This window comes from Streptomyces sp. NPDC059743, assembly GCF_042732975.1.
In the GTDB taxonomy this organism is placed as follows: domain Bacteria; phylum Actinomycetota; class Actinomycetes; order Streptomycetales; family Streptomycetaceae; genus Streptomyces.
Genome location: NZ_JBHWGS010000004.1, coordinates 371,952 through 389,613 on the forward strand (window position 1 = coordinate 371,952; position 17,662 = coordinate 389,613).

Annotated in this window: 15 protein-coding genes; 5 read left to right on the forward strand and 10 right to left on the reverse strand. The window is 67.8% G+C overall.

Annotated elements, in window-relative coordinates; all coding sequences use genetic code 11:
* The first annotated feature begins 18 nt into the window (after positions 1 to 18).
* Positions 19 to 2,346 (forward strand): FdhF/YdeP family oxidoreductase, encoded by a 2,328-nt coding sequence (locus ACFV6H_RS09885; RefSeq protein WP_385540231.1) that lies wholly within the window; start codon positions 19 to 21, stop codon positions 2,344 to 2,346.
* A 38-nt stretch (positions 2,347 to 2,384) separates the two neighbouring features.
* Here the strand turns inward: ACFV6H_RS09885 and ACFV6H_RS09890 are convergent, their stop codons facing one another.
* Complete coding sequence (locus ACFV6H_RS09890; protein WP_385540420.1) at positions 2,385 to 3,764, reverse strand: MFS transporter; 1,380 nt, start codon at positions 3,762 to 3,764, stop codon at positions 2,385 to 2,387.
* A gap of 171 nt (positions 3,765 to 3,935) precedes the next feature.
* Here ACFV6H_RS09890 and ACFV6H_RS09895 point away from each other — a divergent pair, with 171 nt between their 5' ends.
* Entirely contained in the window at positions 3,936 to 4,373 is a 438-nt protein-coding gene (locus ACFV6H_RS09895) for a winged helix-turn-helix transcriptional regulator (RefSeq protein ID WP_385540233.1), read from the forward strand.
* Positions 4,374 to 4,503: 130 nt separating this feature from the next.
* Here the strand turns inward: ACFV6H_RS09895 and ACFV6H_RS09900 are convergent, their stop codons facing one another.
* On the reverse strand, positions 4,504 to 5,520 hold the full coding sequence (locus tag ACFV6H_RS09900; protein ID WP_385540235.1) for a methyltransferase: 1,017 nt from the start codon (positions 5,518 to 5,520) through the stop codon (positions 4,504 to 4,506).
* A gap of 61 nt (positions 5,521 to 5,581) precedes the next feature.
* On the reverse strand, positions 5,582 to 6,073 hold the full coding sequence (locus tag ACFV6H_RS09905; protein ID WP_176732385.1) for a PhzA/PhzB family protein: 492 nt from the start codon (positions 6,071 to 6,073) through the stop codon (positions 5,582 to 5,584).
* Between the two features lie 231 nt (positions 6,074 to 6,304).
* On the opposite strand from ACFV6H_RS09905, the gene ACFV6H_RS09910 reads away from it, so the two are divergent.
* Positions 6,305 to 7,144 (forward strand): PhzF family phenazine biosynthesis protein, encoded by an 840-nt coding sequence (locus ACFV6H_RS09910; RefSeq protein WP_093589188.1) that lies wholly within the window; start codon positions 6,305 to 6,307, stop codon positions 7,142 to 7,144.
* A gap of 149 nt (positions 7,145 to 7,293) precedes the next feature.
* Here the strand turns inward: ACFV6H_RS09910 and ACFV6H_RS09915 are convergent, their stop codons facing one another.
* The 4 genes from ACFV6H_RS09915 to ACFV6H_RS09930 form a co-directional block, all read right to left on the reverse strand.
* A complete protein-coding gene (locus ACFV6H_RS09915) occupies positions 7,294 to 7,632 on the reverse strand; it encodes a hypothetical protein (protein WP_385540238.1) in 339 nt (112 codons plus the stop codon).
* Complete coding sequence (locus tag ACFV6H_RS09920) at positions 7,629 to 9,524, reverse strand: anthranilate synthase family protein (RefSeq protein ID WP_385540240.1); 1,896 nt, start codon at positions 9,522 to 9,524, stop codon at positions 7,629 to 7,631. The genes ACFV6H_RS09915 and ACFV6H_RS09920 overlap by 4 nt, the downstream gene beginning before the upstream one ends.
* Positions 9,521 to 10,144 carry an isochorismatase family protein gene (locus ACFV6H_RS09925; RefSeq protein WP_385540242.1) on the reverse strand — a complete coding sequence of 208 codons (624 nt, stop codon included), beginning with the start codon at positions 10,142 to 10,144 and terminating at the stop codon, positions 9,521 to 9,523. The genes ACFV6H_RS09920 and ACFV6H_RS09925 overlap by 4 nt, the downstream gene beginning before the upstream one ends.
* Positions 10,145 to 10,268: 124 nt before the next feature.
* On the reverse strand, positions 10,269 to 11,177 hold the full coding sequence (locus ACFV6H_RS09930) for a hypothetical protein (protein ID WP_385540244.1): 909 nt from the start codon (positions 11,175 to 11,177) through the stop codon (positions 10,269 to 10,271).
* Positions 11,178 to 12,039: 862 nt separating this feature from the next.
* Here ACFV6H_RS09930 and asnB point away from each other — a divergent pair.
* Positions 12,040 to 13,878 (forward strand): asparagine synthase (glutamine-hydrolyzing), encoded by a 1,839-nt coding sequence (gene asnB / locus ACFV6H_RS09935; protein ID WP_385540246.1) that lies wholly within the window; start codon positions 12,040 to 12,042, stop codon positions 13,876 to 13,878.
* A gap of 47 nt (positions 13,879 to 13,925) precedes the next feature.
* Here asnB and ACFV6H_RS09940 read toward each other — a convergent pair whose 3' ends face one another.
* Positions 13,926 to 14,798: a DMT family transporter gene (locus ACFV6H_RS09940; protein ID WP_384976700.1), complete on the reverse strand. Its 873-nt coding sequence runs from the start codon at positions 14,796 to 14,798 to the stop codon at positions 13,926 to 13,928.
* A gap of 179 nt (positions 14,799 to 14,977) precedes the next feature.
* Here ACFV6H_RS09940 and ACFV6H_RS09945 point away from each other — a divergent pair, with 179 nt between their 5' ends.
* Positions 14,978 to 15,922, forward strand: a complete 945-nt coding sequence (locus ACFV6H_RS09945; RefSeq protein WP_385540248.1) for an RluA family pseudouridine synthase — start codon at positions 14,978 to 14,980, stop codon at positions 15,920 to 15,922.
* Here ACFV6H_RS09945 and ACFV6H_RS09950 read toward each other — a convergent pair.
* Together ACFV6H_RS09950 and ACFV6H_RS09955 are read right to left on the reverse strand one after the other, a co-directional pair.
* A complete protein-coding gene (locus tag ACFV6H_RS09950) occupies positions 15,907 to 16,536 on the reverse strand; it encodes an MBL fold metallo-hydrolase (protein ID WP_385540250.1) in 630 nt (209 codons plus the stop codon). The two genes, ACFV6H_RS09945 and ACFV6H_RS09950, sit on opposite strands and share 16 nt — an antisense overlap.
* Positions 16,536 to 17,621, reverse strand: a complete 1,086-nt coding sequence (locus ACFV6H_RS09955; RefSeq protein WP_384777695.1) for an S-(hydroxymethyl)mycothiol dehydrogenase — start codon at positions 17,619 to 17,621, stop codon at positions 16,536 to 16,538. Before ACFV6H_RS09955 ends, ACFV6H_RS09950 begins: the two co-directional genes overlap by 1 nt.
* Positions 17,622 to 17,662 lie beyond the last annotated feature (41 nt).

The window sequence follows — 17,662 nt, forward strand, 5'->3', positions numbered from 1 at the left end:
GTGCCGAGCGAAAGGCTGATGCTTGTGCAGAGAAAACCACCGGTCGCCGACGCGAACGGTGACAGTCCACGCGTTACTCCGCCCAAGACCTGGGCAACGGGTGTGCCCGCGGTGGTGCACGCGATGGAGTACTCACTGGAGCAGACCACGGCCCGGCGTACGGGACTGACGCTGCTGAACATGAACCAGACTCAGGGATTCGACTGTCCGGGCTGCGCCTGGCCGGATCCCGTACCCGGGCACCGCCACCGGAACGAGTACTGCGAGAACGGCGCCAAACACGTCAACGACGAAGCCACCTCACGGCGGCTCACGGCTTCGTTCTTCAGGCGCTATTCGGTCGGTGAGCTGGCCGGGAAGTCGGACCGATGGCTCAACCAGCAAGGGCGGCTCACCGAGCCTCTGGTGAAGCGAGCCGGTTCGGACCACTACGAGCCCGTCAACTGGAGCGAGGCGCTCGGTCTGCTCGCCGACGAGCTGCGACGGCTGGACTCCCCCGACGAAGCCGTCTTCTACACCTCGGGACGGGCCGGCAACGAGGCCGCGTTCGTGTTTCAGCTCTTCGCGCGCGCCTTCGGCACCAATAATCTGCCGGACTGCTCCAACATGTGCCACGAGTCGAGCGGTGCCGCGCTGCACGAGACGCTGGGCGTCGGCAAGGGCGATGTGAGTCTGCGGGACATCCACCATTCCGATCTGGTCTTTCTGGTGGGCCAGAATCCGGGCAGCAACCATCCGCGGATGCTGACCGCACTGGAACAGACCAAGCTCAACGGCGGACATATCGTCGCCGTGAATCCGCTGCCCGAGGCCGGCCTCATCCGGTTCAAGCATCCGCAAGAGGTCCGCGGTGTGATCGGCCGAGGCACTCGGATCGCCGATGATTTCCTCCATATCCGGGTCGGCGGCGATCTCGCGCTCTTCCAGGCGCTGAATCTGCTGCTGCTGGAGGCCGAGGACGCCCGTCCGGGCACGGTGCTCGACCATGAGTTCATCGAGAACCAGACCAGTGGCTTCGCCGAGTTCGCCGAACATGTCCGACGGCTGTCCTGGGTCGATGTCGAAGCGGCTACGGGACTTACGCGCGCGGAGATCGAGAAGGTACGTGATCTGGTACTCCGCAGTGAACGGATCATCGTCTGCTGGGCGATGGGCCTGACTCAGCAGAAGTACGGCGTGCCCACGATCCGGGAGATCGTCAATTTCCTGCTGCTGCGCGGCAATATCGGAACACCTCGGGCGGGCGCGTGTCCGGTGCGCGGTCACAGCAATGTCCAGGGCGATCGGACCATGGGCATCTGGGAGAAGATGCCGCAGTCGTTCATGGAGGCCCTGGGACGCGAATTCTCGTTCACTCCTCCGGCCCGGCACGGCTGGGACACGGTGGATTCCATCCGGGCCATGCTCGACGGCCGCGCGAAGATCTTTCTCGGTCTGGCCGGCAATTTCGTACGGGCTACGCCTGACAGCCGTACGACCGAGAAAGCCATGCGCAACTGCCGCCTCACGGCGCATATCTCGACCAAGCTGAACCGCTCGCACACGGTCTGCGGTGAGATCGCGCTGATTCTGCCGACGCTGGGCCGCAGCGAGAAGGACAGACAGGCAGGCGGTGAGCAGTTCGTCACCGTCGAGGACTCGATGAGCCAGGTGCACGCCTCGTACGGGCGGCTCGAACCGGCCTCCAGGAAGCTGCTCAGCGAGGTGGCCATCCTCACCAGGCTCGCCCGCCACACCTTTGGCGACGAGGCCGCCAAGAAGGCGGATGTGCCCTGGGAGGAGTTCGAGGCGGATTACAACCAGATCCGGCAGCGGATCGCCCGCGTCGTTCCGGGATTCGACAATTTCAATGAGCGCGTGGCCAAGCCGGGAGGTTTTGTCCTGCCCAACCCGGTGAACGAGGGCGTGTTCCCGACTCCGAGCGGCAAAGCGCTCTTCACCACGAACGAGCTGCGGATGCTACAGGTTCCGGAAGGGCATCTGCTCCTTCAGACCATCCGTTCGCACGACCAATGGAACACCATTCCGTACACACTGGACGACCGCTATCGCGGAATCCACGGATCGCGGCAGATCGTGCTGGTGAATCCGGCCGACCTCCAGGCACTCGGTCTCACCGACGGCGACTGCGTCGACATCGTCGGCGTATGGCACGACGGTGTCGAGCGGCGTGCGGACGATTTCCGCCTCGTCTCCTATCCGACGGCGCGTGGGTGCGCCGCCGCGTACTACCCGGAGGCCAATGTGCTGGTGCCGCTGGACAGCGTGGCGGAGATCAGCAACACACCGACGTCGAAAGGCGTCATCGTCCGCCTCGAACCATGTGCGCAGCGCGTGGGAAGCTGACCGTACGAGCCGCCCCGGAGCCCAACGGCCCAGGGCGGTCACGTCACATTCGCGCGGCTGCCGCGTGCGAACAGGCCGGACACGCTGATCAGAGTGGCTGCCAGGGCCGCGATCAAGGGCACGACCAGGGCGGCCCGGTAGCCGTCGAGCTGCGCCGCCGGGGACGAGCCGTTGGTCGCCGCGATATTGACCGCGGCCACCGAGGAGAGTCCGAGCGCCGCTCCGAACTGGAAGGACGTGTACAACAGACCGCCCGCGACGCCCTGTTCCTCCTCCGCTATGCCCTCGGTGGCGACGATGGTGAGCGGACCGTACGCCAGGGAGAAGGCCAGTCCCAGGATGATCAGGCTCGGGAACATGGCCGCGTACGTCCAGTCCGCCTGGACCGGCAGGAACAGGGCGTACGACAGCGAGGCCAGGACCAGTCCGCCGAAGATGACCCGGGCGTTGCCGAACTTCTCGACCAGCTTGGGAGTCAGTGTCGGTGAGAGGACGGCGTCGATACCGATCACGATCATCGCGAAGCTGGTCTGGAGCGTCGACCAGTCGCGTAGTTCCTGGAGGTACAGGACGACGATGAACTGGAAGCCGAAGAAGCCGGCGGCGAAGAGCAGTCCGGCGATATTGGAGCGGACGAGCGCGGCGTTGCGGAAGATACCCAGACGCACCAGCGGCGAGGGCGATGTGCGCTCGATGGCGATGAACGCGAGGAACAGCAGCAGTCCGGCCGCGACGGTGCCGGCCGTCCAGATCGCCGCCACATGCGTGGCACGCTCCACGGCGAACACCAGCAGCAGGATGGCGCCCGTCACGGTGATCGCGCCGCCCAGGTCGACGGGCCGGCCGTCGCGGTCGGGACGGGCCGACCTGGGGATCAGGGCGAGTGCGGTGACCAGGATCAGGAAGGACAGGATCACCGGAGCGAAGAACACCCAGCGCCAGTCGACCGCGGCCAGGAGGCCGCCGACGACCAGACCGACGGAGAAGCCTCCGGCGGCGGTGCCGGAGTAGACCAGCAGCGCCTTGTTGCGCTCGGGCCCTTCCTCGAAGCTCGTGGTGATGATCGACAGACCGGCCGGAGTCATGAAGGCCGCCGCCACACCGGTCACAAACCGGGCCACGATAAGCATCCAGCCTTCGGTCGCGAAACCGCCCAAGCCGGAGAAGAGCAGAAAGACGGCCAGCCAGAACAGAAACATCTGACGGCGTCCGAACAGGTCGGCGGCCCGGCCGCCGAGCAGCATGAAGCCGCCGTAGCCGAGCACATAGGCGCTCATGACCCACTGGAGCATGCCCGTGGACATGCCGAGATCCTCACGGATCGACGGCAGCGCCACATTGAGCATGGCCACGTCGATGCCCTCCAGGAAGATCGCGCCGCACAGCACGAACAGCACGCCCCAGGCGCGTCCGCTCATACGGTCGGTACCGCTGCCCGACGGGGATTTCACGGTGGACACAGATGTCTCCTCGAACGCATGGGAAGGGTGAAAGAGATTCCGTCCGCGCTCACGGCGCGCCGGCGGTTACGCGGAAGCCTGCCGGTTCCGACTTGTAACTATCCGAATCCTCGGGCAGGCTGACGGGCCATGGAAGAAGGCACTTCAAAGTCACCGACGCACTGCGCGGATACCGAGGGCGACTACGACATCCTTCAGTGGGACACACGCGAAGGCTGCGAGGTGCGGCAGATCCTCGATCGCGTCGCGGACAAGTGGTCGCTGCTGGTCATCGCGCTCCTGGAGCGCAGGACCCTGCGCTTCACGGAACTGCGCAACAGGATCGAGGGCATCAGCCAGCGCATGCTGACGGTGACGCTGCGTCAGCTCGAACGGGACGGGCTCGTCCGGCGGACCGTCCACCCTGTCGTTCCGCCGCGTGTCGACTACGAGCTCACTCCGCTCGGCGCGACGCTCCACGCCACCATCCAGGCCCTGGTGACCTGGACGGAGGAGCATCAGCACGAGATCGCGGTCGCCCGTACCGAGTACGACCGCCGTGTGGAGTACGACAAACAGGCCTCTTGAGCCGCCGGCCAGCCCTGGTCGCGGGCCCGAAACGCACGAGTGCCGGCCGTGGGCACGGCCGGCACTCGTTTCGGTGGCGCAAGGTCAATGGCGCGGGATCAGTGGCGCGGGATCAGTGGCGCGAGGTCAGTTACGCAGAGGCACGCGGGGCCGCGATGAGGGCCGTGGTCTCCATCGGGAGTTCCGCGATGCGCTCGACGTCGAAGCCCGCCCGGTCGAGAAACGTCCGGAACTGGTCGACGGAGCGGTGCTTGCCGCCGTTGGTCATCAGCAGATGGAGATCCCACAGCGCGGGCAGCACCGTGGAGTCCTTGTCGGTCACGGTGCGGTCGAGTACGAGAAGCCGGGAGCCGGGACCGGCCATGGCGTGCCGGCAGTGCCGGAAGGCCTCCACGACAGCGTCGTCGGACCAGCCCGCGAGGACCCGGCAGAAAAGATAGACATCGCCGCCCTGAGGCACGGCCTTGAACATGTCGCCCGCGTGGAGTTCGACACGGTCGAGGCCGATGGTGCCGGAGAGATAGTCGCGGGCGATGGGTATCACATGCTCGCGGTCGATGAGCGCGCCGCGGGCGTCCGGAGCGGCCTCAAGGATGACGGAGAGCAGATGGCCGTTGCCGCCTCCGCAGTCGACGACGGTCTTGCCGCCGGAGAAGTCGAAGATCTCCGGTACGTAGTCGAAGAAGAGATTGCCGGCCTTCATGGTCCGCTGGAACCGGACTGCCAGATCGTCGTGGTCGTCGAGATACGAGTAGAGCGGCTTGCCGTAGGCGAGTTCGAAGCCCGCGGTCAGCGTGGTGAAGCACTCCACCGCGTTGCCCCAGGCGGTGTAGAACTCCTCGCCGTAGAGAAGACACATGTCGCGCAGCGTCCCCGGCCGGTCCAGGAGCGCCGTGGCCACCGGTGTGTTCCGGTAGCCCGTCTCGTGATCCCCTTCGAACACGCCCATCGCCACTAGGAGGCGCATCAGACGGCGGATGCCCTCCTCCTCGGCGCCGGTGGCCTCGGCGAGTTCGCCGCTGGTGGTGCGGCCGGCTTCGATGTGATCGGGCAGTCCGAGCTTCGCGGCGGTGTGGACGGCCTGTGCCCGCCAGCCTCCGGTGATCAGCTCGACTACTTCTTGGGCCGCCTTCAGATCGGCTTTCACTGCGGACTCTCCAGGATGTCGGGGAGGATCACTCCGTCATGTTCTTCATCGGGCCCCGGCCTCAGGTGGGAATTTCGCCCCGCCGGATCACCGGAATCTCTATGCCCAGCGCACGGAGCTGGTTGTACGGATTCATGAATTCCCGGTTCTGGACGATCTTGCCGTCGTCGAGCAGGAACGAATGGATGAAGTGGTTCTTGTAGTGGCCGGGCGGATATCCGGGAAAGAGAATCGCGCCCTCACCGTCGCACTCGACCCAGAACCGGTTCGGATCCTGTGTCTCGAAGATCTCGACGTTGTACCAGACCCAGTCGGGAAAGCACTCCAGCGACCAGGCGCCGTGCGCCTTCAGCTTGTCGAGGCCGCGGGAGACGATCGGTTCCTCGGTGTCGGCGGTGTACAGGCCGCCGCTGCCTTCCTCGGTGAAGAGGAGATAGCGGCTCAGCCGTCCCTCGCCCTTCCTGCTCATATAGTCCTCGACCACGGCTCGGTTACGGCGCCGCAGTTCCGCTTCGTCGTCGGACGCCGGTTTGTCGACGGTGGCTTCAGCCATTGCCGGACCTCACAAGGGACGATGGAAGGAGGAGCCAGGAATTCACTGGCCGGTCCGGAGCACCTTATCCGGGCCATCGGGTGTCCAACCGGCGATTTCCGCCCGTTGGACACGCACACGAACACGCCTATGGACACGCGCACGGACATACGTAGGAAACTCGTGGCCGCCCCGCACTTGGACGACGGCGAATTCTTGCAGGCTGCCTCACAGGACCATTATTTTACGGGAATGCATGATTACGTAGTGGCTGATGTCTTCACCGACGAACCTCTCTCCGGAAATCCACTGGCCGTCTTCCTGGACGCCTCCAGCTTTTCCACCGCGCAGATGCAGCGACTGGCCCGGGAGCTGAATCTCTCGGAGACGACATTCGTCCTTCCGCCACGGGACGGCGGAGACGTACGGGTCCGTATCTTCACTCCGGTGAACGAGCTGCCGTTCGCCGGCCATCCGGCGCTGGGCACCGCGATCGTGCTGGGCGCGACCACCCGGCAGGACCGGCTGCTGATGGAAACCGCCGTGAGCACCGTGCCGTTCGAGTTCGACCGGGACCCGGACGGCGGGATCCGCTCGGCGTGCATGCGGCAGCCGATCCCGACCTGGGAGCCCTACGCGGAGGCCGACGAGCTGCTCGCCGCGCTCGGTGTGAAGTCCTCCGTCCTGCCGGTGGAGGTCTACCGCAACGGGCCGCGCCATGTGTTCGTCGGACTGGACAGTGTGGCGGCGCTGTCCGAGGTGGAGCCCGATCTGCGGGCGCTGGCCAGGCATCACGACATGGCGGCCAACTGCTTCGCGGGATCCGGGAGCAGTTGGCGGACGCGGATGTTCTCGCCCGCCTACGGTGTCGCCGAGGACGCGGCGACGGGATCGGCCGCCGGGCCGCTCGCGATACATCTGGCGCGGCACGGACTGATCCCGTTCGGCCGCCAAATCGAGATCTGCCAGGGCGTCGAGATGGGCCGCCCTTCCACGATGCTCGCCACCGCCGACGGCGCAGGCCAGCGGGTGGACATGGTGGAGGTGGCGGGCTCCGCGGTGATCGTGGCCCGAGGGACCTTCCAGATGTGAGGATCGTCCCCTGTCGGCCGGTGGTCCGAGGAACGTCATGGTCCGCGGCGCGAGTTCAGGCGCCGCGGACCATACGTACGTACGGGTCTCAGGCCCGGCCTCGTAGGCCCGGCCTCACAGGTCAGGGCTCACAGGCCCGGCCTCGTGGCTCATGTCCCGTAGACCAGTCCGAGGCCGGACAGCGCCGCTCTCTCGTACGCGCCCTCCACCGTGGCCTCGACCTCGAACCGCACCCGCTCGGTGGGCGGATAGCCGATCAGCTGGGCAGCGCGGTGCGGTGGCAGCGGCTGCTGCTCGCCGGCTTCCGCCGACTCCCAGAGCATCACCGCTCCCCAGCGGTTCCCGGGCCGGTCGGAGATCCAGAACTTCAGCCGCAGGCCCTTGACCGAGCTCCACGGCGGCACTCCGTCGCTCCGCAGATACTCCCGCAGCGAGTCGATGGTCTGCTCGGACTCGGTCAGATCCCACCACGCGATGGTGACGTTCACGCGCGGAGCACCTCTTCCATATGAGTGGCCCAGATATGCCGGCCGTCGCGGGTGAGCACCGATTCCGCGTGGAACTGCATCGAGGTGAAACGAGGTCCGCGCAGCGCGTGCACCTCACCGTTCCCGACGTCCCTGCTGACCTCGACCGGGCCGATGCCCGGGCGGTGGATCTCGTCCGTGTCACAGCGGGCGGCGAAGGTGTTGTAGAAGCCGGCGAGTACGCGCGTGCCGAAGAGATCGATCTCGCGCCGGGTGCCCTGGCGGCAGTCGTCGCAGGGCGTCACCTCCAGACCGAGGCGTCTGCTGAGCACCTGATGGCTGAGACAGACGGCGAGGAACGGCAGGCGCCGTTCCAGCAGGCTGCCGATCGCCGTGTGCAGATGGGCGATCCGGGGATCGCCGCTGTCGTTGGGATCGCCCGGCCCCGGGCCCATGACGACCAGATCGTGCTCGTCGAAGGAGTACTCCTCGTCGAACCGGCGCACCGTCACCACCGTGCCCAGCGAGCGGAGCTGATGGCCGATCATCGCGGTGAAGGTGTCCTCGGCGTCGACCACCAGTACGCGGCGACCGGCCAGGGCCGGCACGGGCCGCTCCCGTACCGCCGAGCCCGCCGAGTCGTCGGCGAGCCAGAACCGGGCCAGGTCCTCGTTACGGCTCGCGAGGGCCGACCGTACGGCCGGATGGTCGCCGAGACCGCCCTGCCGGTCGCCTTCCAGCGCGGAGAGCAGTCCTGCCGCCTTCGCCCTGGTCTCGGCGGCCTCGGAGACGGGATCGGAGTGCCGTACGAGCGTGGCGCCCACGCCGATGTCCACCCGGCCCGCACGGTCGATGTCCGCCGTACGGATCAGAATGGCGGAGTCCAGGGACCGGGCGCCGCCCTCCCTGCCGATCAGGGCCATGACACCGCTGTAATACCCGCGGCCTCGTGGCTCGTACCGGCTGATGACCCGGCAGGCACTCTCCAGCGGGCTCCCGGTCACCGTCGGCGCGAAGAGCGTCTCGCGCAGGATCTCCTGCGGTGCCCGGTGGGAGCGGCCCTCGATGAGGTACTCGGTGTGCGCGAGCCGTGCCATCTCCTTCAGCCGCGGTCCCACGACGCGCCCGCCCGAGTCGCAGACGCGGGCCATCATCTTCAGCTCCTCGTCCAGCACCATGTACAGCTCGTCGCTCTCCTTCTCGTCGGAGAGGAACTCCAATACGTCGGAGAGCACCGGCCCGCCCGCGGGATAGCGGTAGGTGCCGCTGACCGGATTCATCACGGCCGTGCCCGCGCGCAGGCTGATGTGCCGCTCCGGAGTGGCGCCGACGAAGGTACGGGATCCGGTGTGCACGATGAACGTCCAGTACGCGCCCGACTCGCGTGCGCACAACCGCCGGAAGAACGCGAGCGCGTGGGCCGGATCGTATCCCTCGATATCGGCGACGAACGACCGTTTGATGACGAAGTTCGCGCCCGCGCCCGCGCCGATCTCGTCGGCGACGACCTTGCGGACGATCTCCGCGTACTCCTCGTCGGCGATGTCGAAGCCGCTGTTCGCCAGGGAGATCGGGACTTCGGGGATACGGGCCAGTGCCTCGGACAGTGGCAGTACGGCCTGCTCCGTCACCCGCAGTGCGAGAAGCGGCGCGCCGTCGTCGACACAGGCGAAACCGCGTTCGGCGATCTGCCGGAAAGGGATGATCACCAGGACGTCCTGGCCCTGTCCAAGGGATTCCTCGGGTACGGGAATCCCGGCGAGAGTGGCCGGCTCCGACAGTTCGCCGAGCAGTACGTCCAGCCGGTCGCGGCCGGTCGTCTCCGGGCGGTGCAGCAGCGCGAAGGGCGGTGGCCGGTCGGCCAGCACCCGGGTCAGCGGATCGCCGTCGCCGGTCATGCTGTCGCCGGTCATGCCAGAACCTGTCTGTGGGTGACCACCATGGCGCAGCGCTCGGCCGCATACTCCAGCGCCATACGGTGGTGGCGCAGCGAGAAGTCGCCTATGGCGTCCGCCACCAGAAACGGCTGGATGTCATTGGTGAACGCCTCCACCGCGCTCGCGAGCACGCCGACATGTCCGTACACACCGCAGACAAGAAGCTGGTCGCGCTCCTGTGCCCGCATCCAGTCGAGCAGATCGGAGCGGTGGAACGCGCTGTAGCGCCATTTGGTGAGCCGCCGGTCGTCCGGGCCGGGCGCTAGCTGCTCCACCACTTCCCGGTCCGCCGGGTCCGTACGCATCCCGGGACCCCAGAAGTCCTTGAGCAGACCGCGCTGTTCGTCGGTCATGCCTCCGGGCTGCGCCGTGTACGCCACCGGTATGCCCAACTCACGGGCGCGGCCGAGCAGTTCGGCGGTGTTCAGTACGAGCCGGTCGCGCAGGCTCTCGGGGAACGGTCTCAGGAAGTACCGCTGCATGTCATGGACAAGCAGTACGGCGCGCCGTGGATCGGCGGTCCAGTCGGCGGAGTTGGCGGGGAGATCGGCGGCGCCGGGTAACACGTAGGGCGTGATGGGGGGAATACCGGGCATGAGTGGCTCTCTCCTCGAAGAAGGCTTGAGTACCGGCCGGGAACGGGAACGTCATGGCGTCGGACCGCGTCGCAGTGCCGGATCGCTGTGCCAAATCGCAGTGCCGAGTCGCTGTGCCGGATCGCTAGGCGGAGTGAGGCGCGTTGCGGGCCAGTTGCTCGGCGACGACCCGCCAGCTCTTGGCGTACTCCATCGCCGCGTTGGCGATGGCGCGTCGACGGTGGGCCGGGACGCTGTTCGCGAGAGTCGCCCACTTCTCGCTGCTCATGGCGTGGGCTTCCATCAGACGCAGCAGGGTGCGCCCGTTCTCGCTGTAGCGCAGTGAGGGATCCGTCCTGAGCCGCTGGACCACCGAGGAGCGGTCCGTGGGCTCCGGGCCCGGTCCGGAGCCTCTACGCGCGTCAGCCGAAGCGGAAGCCGAGTCCGAGGCCGAGGCCAGATCTGGACCCGGATCTGGATCTGGAAGCGAGGGCGAAGGCGAGGGCTGGAGTGTGGGCGGGAGCGGCAGCGGAGGCGGCTCGGCCGTCCACCGGCCTTCGTCGGGCTCCCGTTCGGCCGGATCCTCCTCACGCAGCAGCCGGGCGCGGACCGAGCGTGCCGTCTCCGGTGAGATACCCACCGCCTTGGCGATCTGCCGGAGAGACAACTCCGGGTTGCGCAGGATCAGTTCGGAGGCGAGCCGGCGCTTCTCCACGGCGTCGGTGGGCCGCACCCGCCCGTCCTTGCCGATCCTGCTGTCCGGCCGGCGTGTCGTCTCCGCGGGGTGTCTGCGGCGTACCTCGGCGACGGTCTTGGCGGACAGCCCGGTGACGGAGGCAGTTAATCGGTCCGACCACTGGGGATGCGAGGCGATGATACGCGCGGCGGCTGCCTTGCGGTCGGCGACGGAGAGCGGCAGTCCGCCCGCCAGATTCGCCTGTACCGCGAGGACGAACGCCTCGGCCTCGTCGCCCTCGAACATCCGGGCGGTGATGAACTCCTGCTTGCGCAGCTCGGCGGCGCGCACCCGGTGCAGACCGTCGACCACGCGCATGGTCGCACGGTGCACAACGATCGGCGGGAATTCACCCAGAGCACCGGCCAGCATTCTGACATGCTCCGGATTCTCCCCGGTGGTCCGCGGTGTATCGGCAATCACCAATGACCCGATGACCACCTTGACCACCGGTCCCAGCAGCTTCCGCCGGCGTCCCGGAATCGCGCCCCAGCATTCATAGGAAAGGCCGCTCTCTCTTCTGAGAGGACCGGCCGTTGAATTCTTCACCATTAACACCCCAACCATCGCAAGGAAATGAGATAAACCTCCGATGAAGATCCGCCGCAACACTAGGGAATGAATGTCGAGAACGTCAATGCCACAAAAGTCGCAGACGGTGCACGGCATCGCGCACGCGCCGCGGCACACGGCGGAACCGGTGCGCCGCAAGCCTCCGCGACCTGCGGGCGGCCGTGCCACGTCTATGGTTCCGTGGAAATTTCGCTCCGGTTCGACAGAAATCCATCCCCGTACGGATGCCCGGGCGGCCCGCAAGAGACATAACGGCAAAGATTTCGGCAATGAATGGTCACGTATTCCGGTACGGCACCGGCCCTTTCGGCACCGGACAGCGGTCCGCGACCGTCCCAGGAGATACGGGCGGTCGCGGGAATACGGCGGTGTGCCGCTGTTCGGGTCCGCCAGGAAAATACCTGACCGCCCGGCTGTCCAACTGATGAGTTTCCCCGGCTGGACAGCTTACGGCCGTCGGTGCCGTCCAATCGTCGAACCCTGGACAGGTCTCGACGCAAAGTGATAGAAGAATTCAAGCAGCCCGGCCAGGTATCGCCATCGATTTTCGGAAGCAATTCCGCTCGCCCCCGCACCACCGTCGCACTGCTACCAGGAGTGACTCCTTATGTGTGGAATCGCCGGCTGGGTCTCCTACGACTCCGATCTGACGGAGCGCCGCGAGGTACTGGCCGCCATGACGGACACCATGGCCTGCCGAGGCCCGGACGACGCGGGCGTCTGGGTCCGGCCGCATGTGGGCCTGGGCCATCGGCGGCTGGCGGTCATCGATCTCGCCGGCGGCAGACAGCCGATGGAGGTACGGACGCCCAACGGCACCGTCGCCCTGGTCTACACGGGCGAGGTCTACAACTTCACCGAGCTGCGGGCCGAGTTGGAGAGCCGAGGCCACCGGTTCCGTACCGTCAGTGACACCGAGGTCGTCCTGCTCGGCTATCTGGAGTGGGGCGAGGGCCTGGCCGAGCGCCTCAACGGCATGTTCGCCTTCGCGATCTGGGACGAGCGCGAGAACAAGCTGGTCATGGTCCGCGACCGGCTGGGCGTCAAGCCCTTCTACTACTACCCGACCTCCGACGGCGTTCTGTTCGGCTCGGAGCCCAAGGCGATCCTGGCCAATCCGGCGGCCCGCAGGGCGGTCGACACCGCCGGTCTGCGCGAGCTGATCGCGTTCACCATGGCGCCCGGCTGGGCCCTGTGGAAGGACATGTACGAGATCGAGCCCGCCACCGTCGTGACCGTCGACGCCCGGGGCATCCGCAGCCGCGTCTACTGGAAGCTCGACGCCACGGAGCACACGGACGACCAGGACACGACGGTCGCCAAGGTCGGTGAGCTGATGACCGACATCGTGCGCCGCCAGCTCGTCGCCGATGTGCCGCAGTGCGTCCTGCTCTCCGGCGGCCTCGACTCCAGCGCGGTCACCGGACTCGCCGCGGCCCGGCTGGCCGAACAGGGCGAGCGGCTGCGTACGTTCTCGGTGGACTTCGCCAACCGGGAGGAGACCTTCCGGGCCGACGAGAACTGGGACAGCCCGGATACGCCGTACATCCGCGATGTGGTGGATCTGGTCGGCTCGGACCACCGCTTCGTGACACTCAGCCCGCACGAGCTGACCGATCCCGAGCTGCGCCGTGCGGTGATCACCGCACGCGATATACCGGTCGGTCTGGGCGAGACGGACACCTCGCTGTATCTGCTGTTCAAGGCCATCCGGGCGGAGTCGACGGTGGCTCTGTCGGGCGAGTCCTCGGACGAGGTGTTCGGCGGCTACCGCTGGTTCCACGATCCCGCCGCGGTCAACGCGCAGACCTTCCCGTGGCTCGCCTACAGCAGTCCGATGAGCCAGGACCGGGCGGCGGCCCTCCACCCGGATCTGCGCCGCTCCCTCGATCTCGACACCTATGTCGCCGACCAGTACGCGACGGCGGTGGCGGCGGTCGAGCATCTGCCCGGCACCGATGACCACGAGCGGCGGATGCGTACGATCGGCAATCTGCATCTGACCCGGTTCGTCCGGATGCTGCTCGACCGCAAGGACCGCGTGTCGATGGCGGTCGGACTCGAAGTGCGGGTGCCGTTCTGCGACCACCGGCTGGTCGAGTACGTCTACAACACGCCGTGGTCGCTGAAGAGCTTCGACGGCAGGGAGAAGAGCCTGCTGCGGCACGCCACCGCGCATGTGGTGCCGCCGTCCGTGCAGGGCAGGCGGAAGAGCCCTTACCCCTCCACCCAGGATCCCGGCTACGGAGCCGCCCTCCAGCAGCAGGCGAAAGAGGTGCTCGCCGACCACGACCATCCGGTGTTCACCCTGGTCGACCGGGCCTGGCTGACCGAAGCCGTCGGGCGGAACGTCACCATGCCGAGCGGCGACCGGCGCGGTCTGGAACGGGTGCTGGACCTGTACCACTGGTTCGATCTCTATCAGCCCGAGATACACCTCGACTGAGGCCAGGCGCCGCGCGCGTGCCCTGTGCCGCCCTCGTCGCTCTCGCGTCAGCGGACGCGAGGCGGCGGAGGCGGGCCGCCCGCGGCGAGCGGCGACTTGGCCAGATCCACACAGCCCACCGCGATCACTCCGACGGCCACGATCTGAGGCACCAGCCACCAGCCGGTACGCAAGGTCTCGCCGAACAGCGTCACGCCGTAGGTGATGCTGATCAGCGCGTCGCCGAGCGTGAGCATCGGCTGGGAGGCGGCCAGCCAGCCGGCCTGGAGCGCGTTCTGCAACAGGAACAGCGCGCCCACGCCGGCCACCGCGGTGGCGTAGAGCTGCCAGGAGGAGAACAGCGCCGCGGCACCGCCGCCGTTGTCGAGGCGCGCCACGGCGTCCTTCATCAGCGCGGCGGTCAGCGCGTATCCGCAGGCCGCGGCGAGACCGAGCAGCGCGGCGCGCGGATTGCCGCGCAGCCGCAGCGCCCAGAGGATCAGTACGGCCTCGAAGATCCCGGTGGCGATCAGCGCCGGGATCCAGGCGTAGTCCTGTACGGACTCATGGCCTCCGCCGGGTGCCGCGGTGGCCATGCCCAGCGCGAGCCCGCCGGTCACCGCGGCCACGCCGAACCAGACGCCGGGCGGCAGGCGGCGGTGGAAGACATGTGCGGCGATCAGCAGGGTGGCGGGCAGTTCGATCACAAAGATCGGCTGCACCACGGCGATCGGCCCGGTGGCGAGCGCCACCGCCTGGCACACCGCCGCCACGATCACCAGACCGATGCCCGCCAGCCATACCTTCTGCCGCAGCAGATGTCTGATCAGCGAGAGCCGCATGGACTCGGCATCGGGCGCCGTGGCGGCGGCCCGGCGCTGGAGCACCGAGGCGGAGCCGTTACTGATCGCGGTCAGGAGGGCGAACAGAACACTGATCACCGGACCATCATGCGGCTCACCGGCACCGGAACCATGCCATACCACCCCGAGCTGCCCGCCCGAGGGCCGAACGAGGTACGCCGGCATCGGTACGCCTGCATCGGTAGACTCTCGGCGCCGACGCTCCGTGAGGCAGAGACCACACTGAAAAGACCACACCGGGAAGGGCGCGGGGAGCTGTGGCACGCAGATATCGACATCCGCCGCCGCCCGCGCCGCTGCCGCAGCGGGACGGGATCGATCCGGTACGGGTGCGGCTGCCGGCGGATCCCGGTGGCGAGTGGGAGACCGTACGGGATCATCTGGTCGCGCGGTTCGGGCATGCCATCGGTGTGGAGCGCGTCGACGCGATACTGCGCGCGGGCCGGTTCGTCGGAGTGGACGGTCCGGTGGCGGGCGCGGAGCCGTACACGGCGGGACGGTATATCTGGTTCCACCGGGAGTTCGTCCCGGAGGAGCGGGTGCCGTTCGAGATCGGGATCGTGCACCGCGACGAGCGGATCGTGGTCGCGGACAAGCCGCACTTCCTGGCCACCACTCCGCGCGGGCGCCATGTCACCGAGACCGCGCTGGCCAGACTGCGGCGGGAGCTGGAGCTGCCCGAGCTCCAGCCCGCGCACCGGCTCGACCGGCTGACGGCCGGTCTCGCGCTCTTTGTCGTACGGGCCGAGGACCGCGGCGCGTACCAGACGCTGTTCCGGGACCGGCGCGTACGCAAGGAGTACGAGGCGGTGGCGCCGTACGACCAGACGGTGGCGCTGCCCGTCACGGTGCGCAGCCGGATCGAGAAGGAGCGCGGAGTGCTGGCCGCGCGGGAGGTGCCGGGCGAGCCGAACAGCGAGAGCCGGATCGAACTGCTGGAGCACCACGGCGGTTTCGGCCGGTACCGGCTGTCGCCGGCCACCGGCCGTACCCATCAGCTCCGGGTCCATATGAACAGCCTCGGACTGCCGCTGCTGAACGACCCGGTCTATCCGGTGGTCCTGGAGGAGGGACCGGACGACTATGCCCGGCCTCTCCAACTGCTGGCGAAAGTACTGGCGTTCACCGATCCGGTGACGGGCGAGCCGTACCGCTTCGAAAGCCGCTCGCGGCTTCTGCGGCCGGCTCAGTGGCCGCGCTGAATCCATTCCGCCAGGTGCGGCGCCTCGGCGCCGATGGTGGTCGAGTCGCCGTGGCCGGTCCGTACGACGGTCTCCGGCGGCAGAACGAGCAGCCGGTCGCGGATGGAGTCGATGATCGTCGGGAAGTGCGAGAAGGACCGTCCGGTGGCGCCCGGACCGCCCTGGAACAGGGTGTCGCCGGTGAAGACCGTGGACAGCTCCGGCGCATGGAGACAGACCGCGCCGGGCGCGTGCCCGGGAGTGTGGAGCACGGTCAGCGTGGTGCCGCCGACGGAGAGTGTCCTGCCGGCGGTCAGCTCACCGTCCGGGAGCTGCTCCGGGTACGTCTGCTTCCACAGCGGCAGATCGTCGGGATGCAGCAGTACGGGCGCGCCGGTGGCCGCGGCGAGGGCCGGAGCCGCGTCGATATGGTCGTTGTGCGCATGGGTGCAGACGATGGCGCGCAGCGTCCGGCCGCCGAGCGCCTCCTCGATGGCGGCGGCGTCGTGCGCGGCGTCGATGACGATCGCCTCGGAGTCGTCGCCGACGATCCAGACGTTGTTGTCGACGTCCCAGGTGCCGCCGTCGAGCGAGAAGGTACCGGAGGTGACGAGGTGGTCGATACGGACGGTCATCAGAACACCACCACCGAGCGGAGGACATCGCCCTCGTGCATCCGAGCGAACGCCTTCTCCACATCGCCGAGTCCGATGGTCTCGGTGACAAAGGCGGCGAGGTCGATACGGCCCTGCTGGTGCAGGTCGATGAGCATCGGGAAGTCACGGGAGGGCAGACAGTCGCCGTACCAGGAGGACTTGAGGGAGCCGCCGCGGCCGAAGACGTCGATCAGCGGCAGTTCGAGCTTCATCTCCGGAGTGGGCACCCCGACGAGGACGACGGTCCCGGCCAAGTCGCGGGCGTAGAAGGCCTGTTTGTACGTTTCCGGGCGGCCGACCGCCTCGATGACGACATCCGCGCCGAAGCCGCCGGTCAGCTCGCGGATCGCCTCGACCGGGTCGGTGGAGCGGGAGTTGACGGTGTGGGTGGCGCCCATCGACTTCGCCGTCTCCAGCTTGCGGTCGTCGATGTCGACGGCGATGATCCGGGCCGCGCCCGCGAGCCGCGCGCCGACGACGGCCGCGTCGCCCACACCGCCGCAGCCGATGACCGCGACGGAGTCGCCGCGGCCGACCTGGCCGGTGTTGATCGCGGCGCCGATACCGGCCATCACACCGCAGCCGAGAAGTCCCGCCACGGCCGGTGAGACACTCGGATCGACCTTGGTGCACTGGCCGGCGGCGACCAAGGTCTTCTCCGCGAAGGCGCCGATGCCGAGCGCCGGGGAGAGTTCCGTACCGTCCGTCAGTGTCATCTTCTGCCGGGCGTTGTGGGTGTTGAAACAGTACTGCGGCCGGCCGCGCAGACAGGCCCGGCAGGCGCCGCACACCGCACGCCAGTTGAGGACGACGAAGTCACCGGGCGCGACTTCGGTGACGCCCTCGCCGACCGACTCCACCACGCCCGCGGCCTCATGGCCGAGGAGGAAGGGAAAGTCGTCGTTGATCCCGCCCTGCTTGTAGTGCAGATCGGTGTGGCACACACCGCACGCCTGCACCGTCACCACGGCCTCGCCGGGCCCGGGGTCGGGTACGACGATCGTCTCGACCCGTACCGGCTCGTTCTTGCCTGGAGCGATGACCCCTCGCACCTGCTGCGCCATGCCAGGACCTGCCTTTCCTCACCTCTCGGACGGAACGTCAG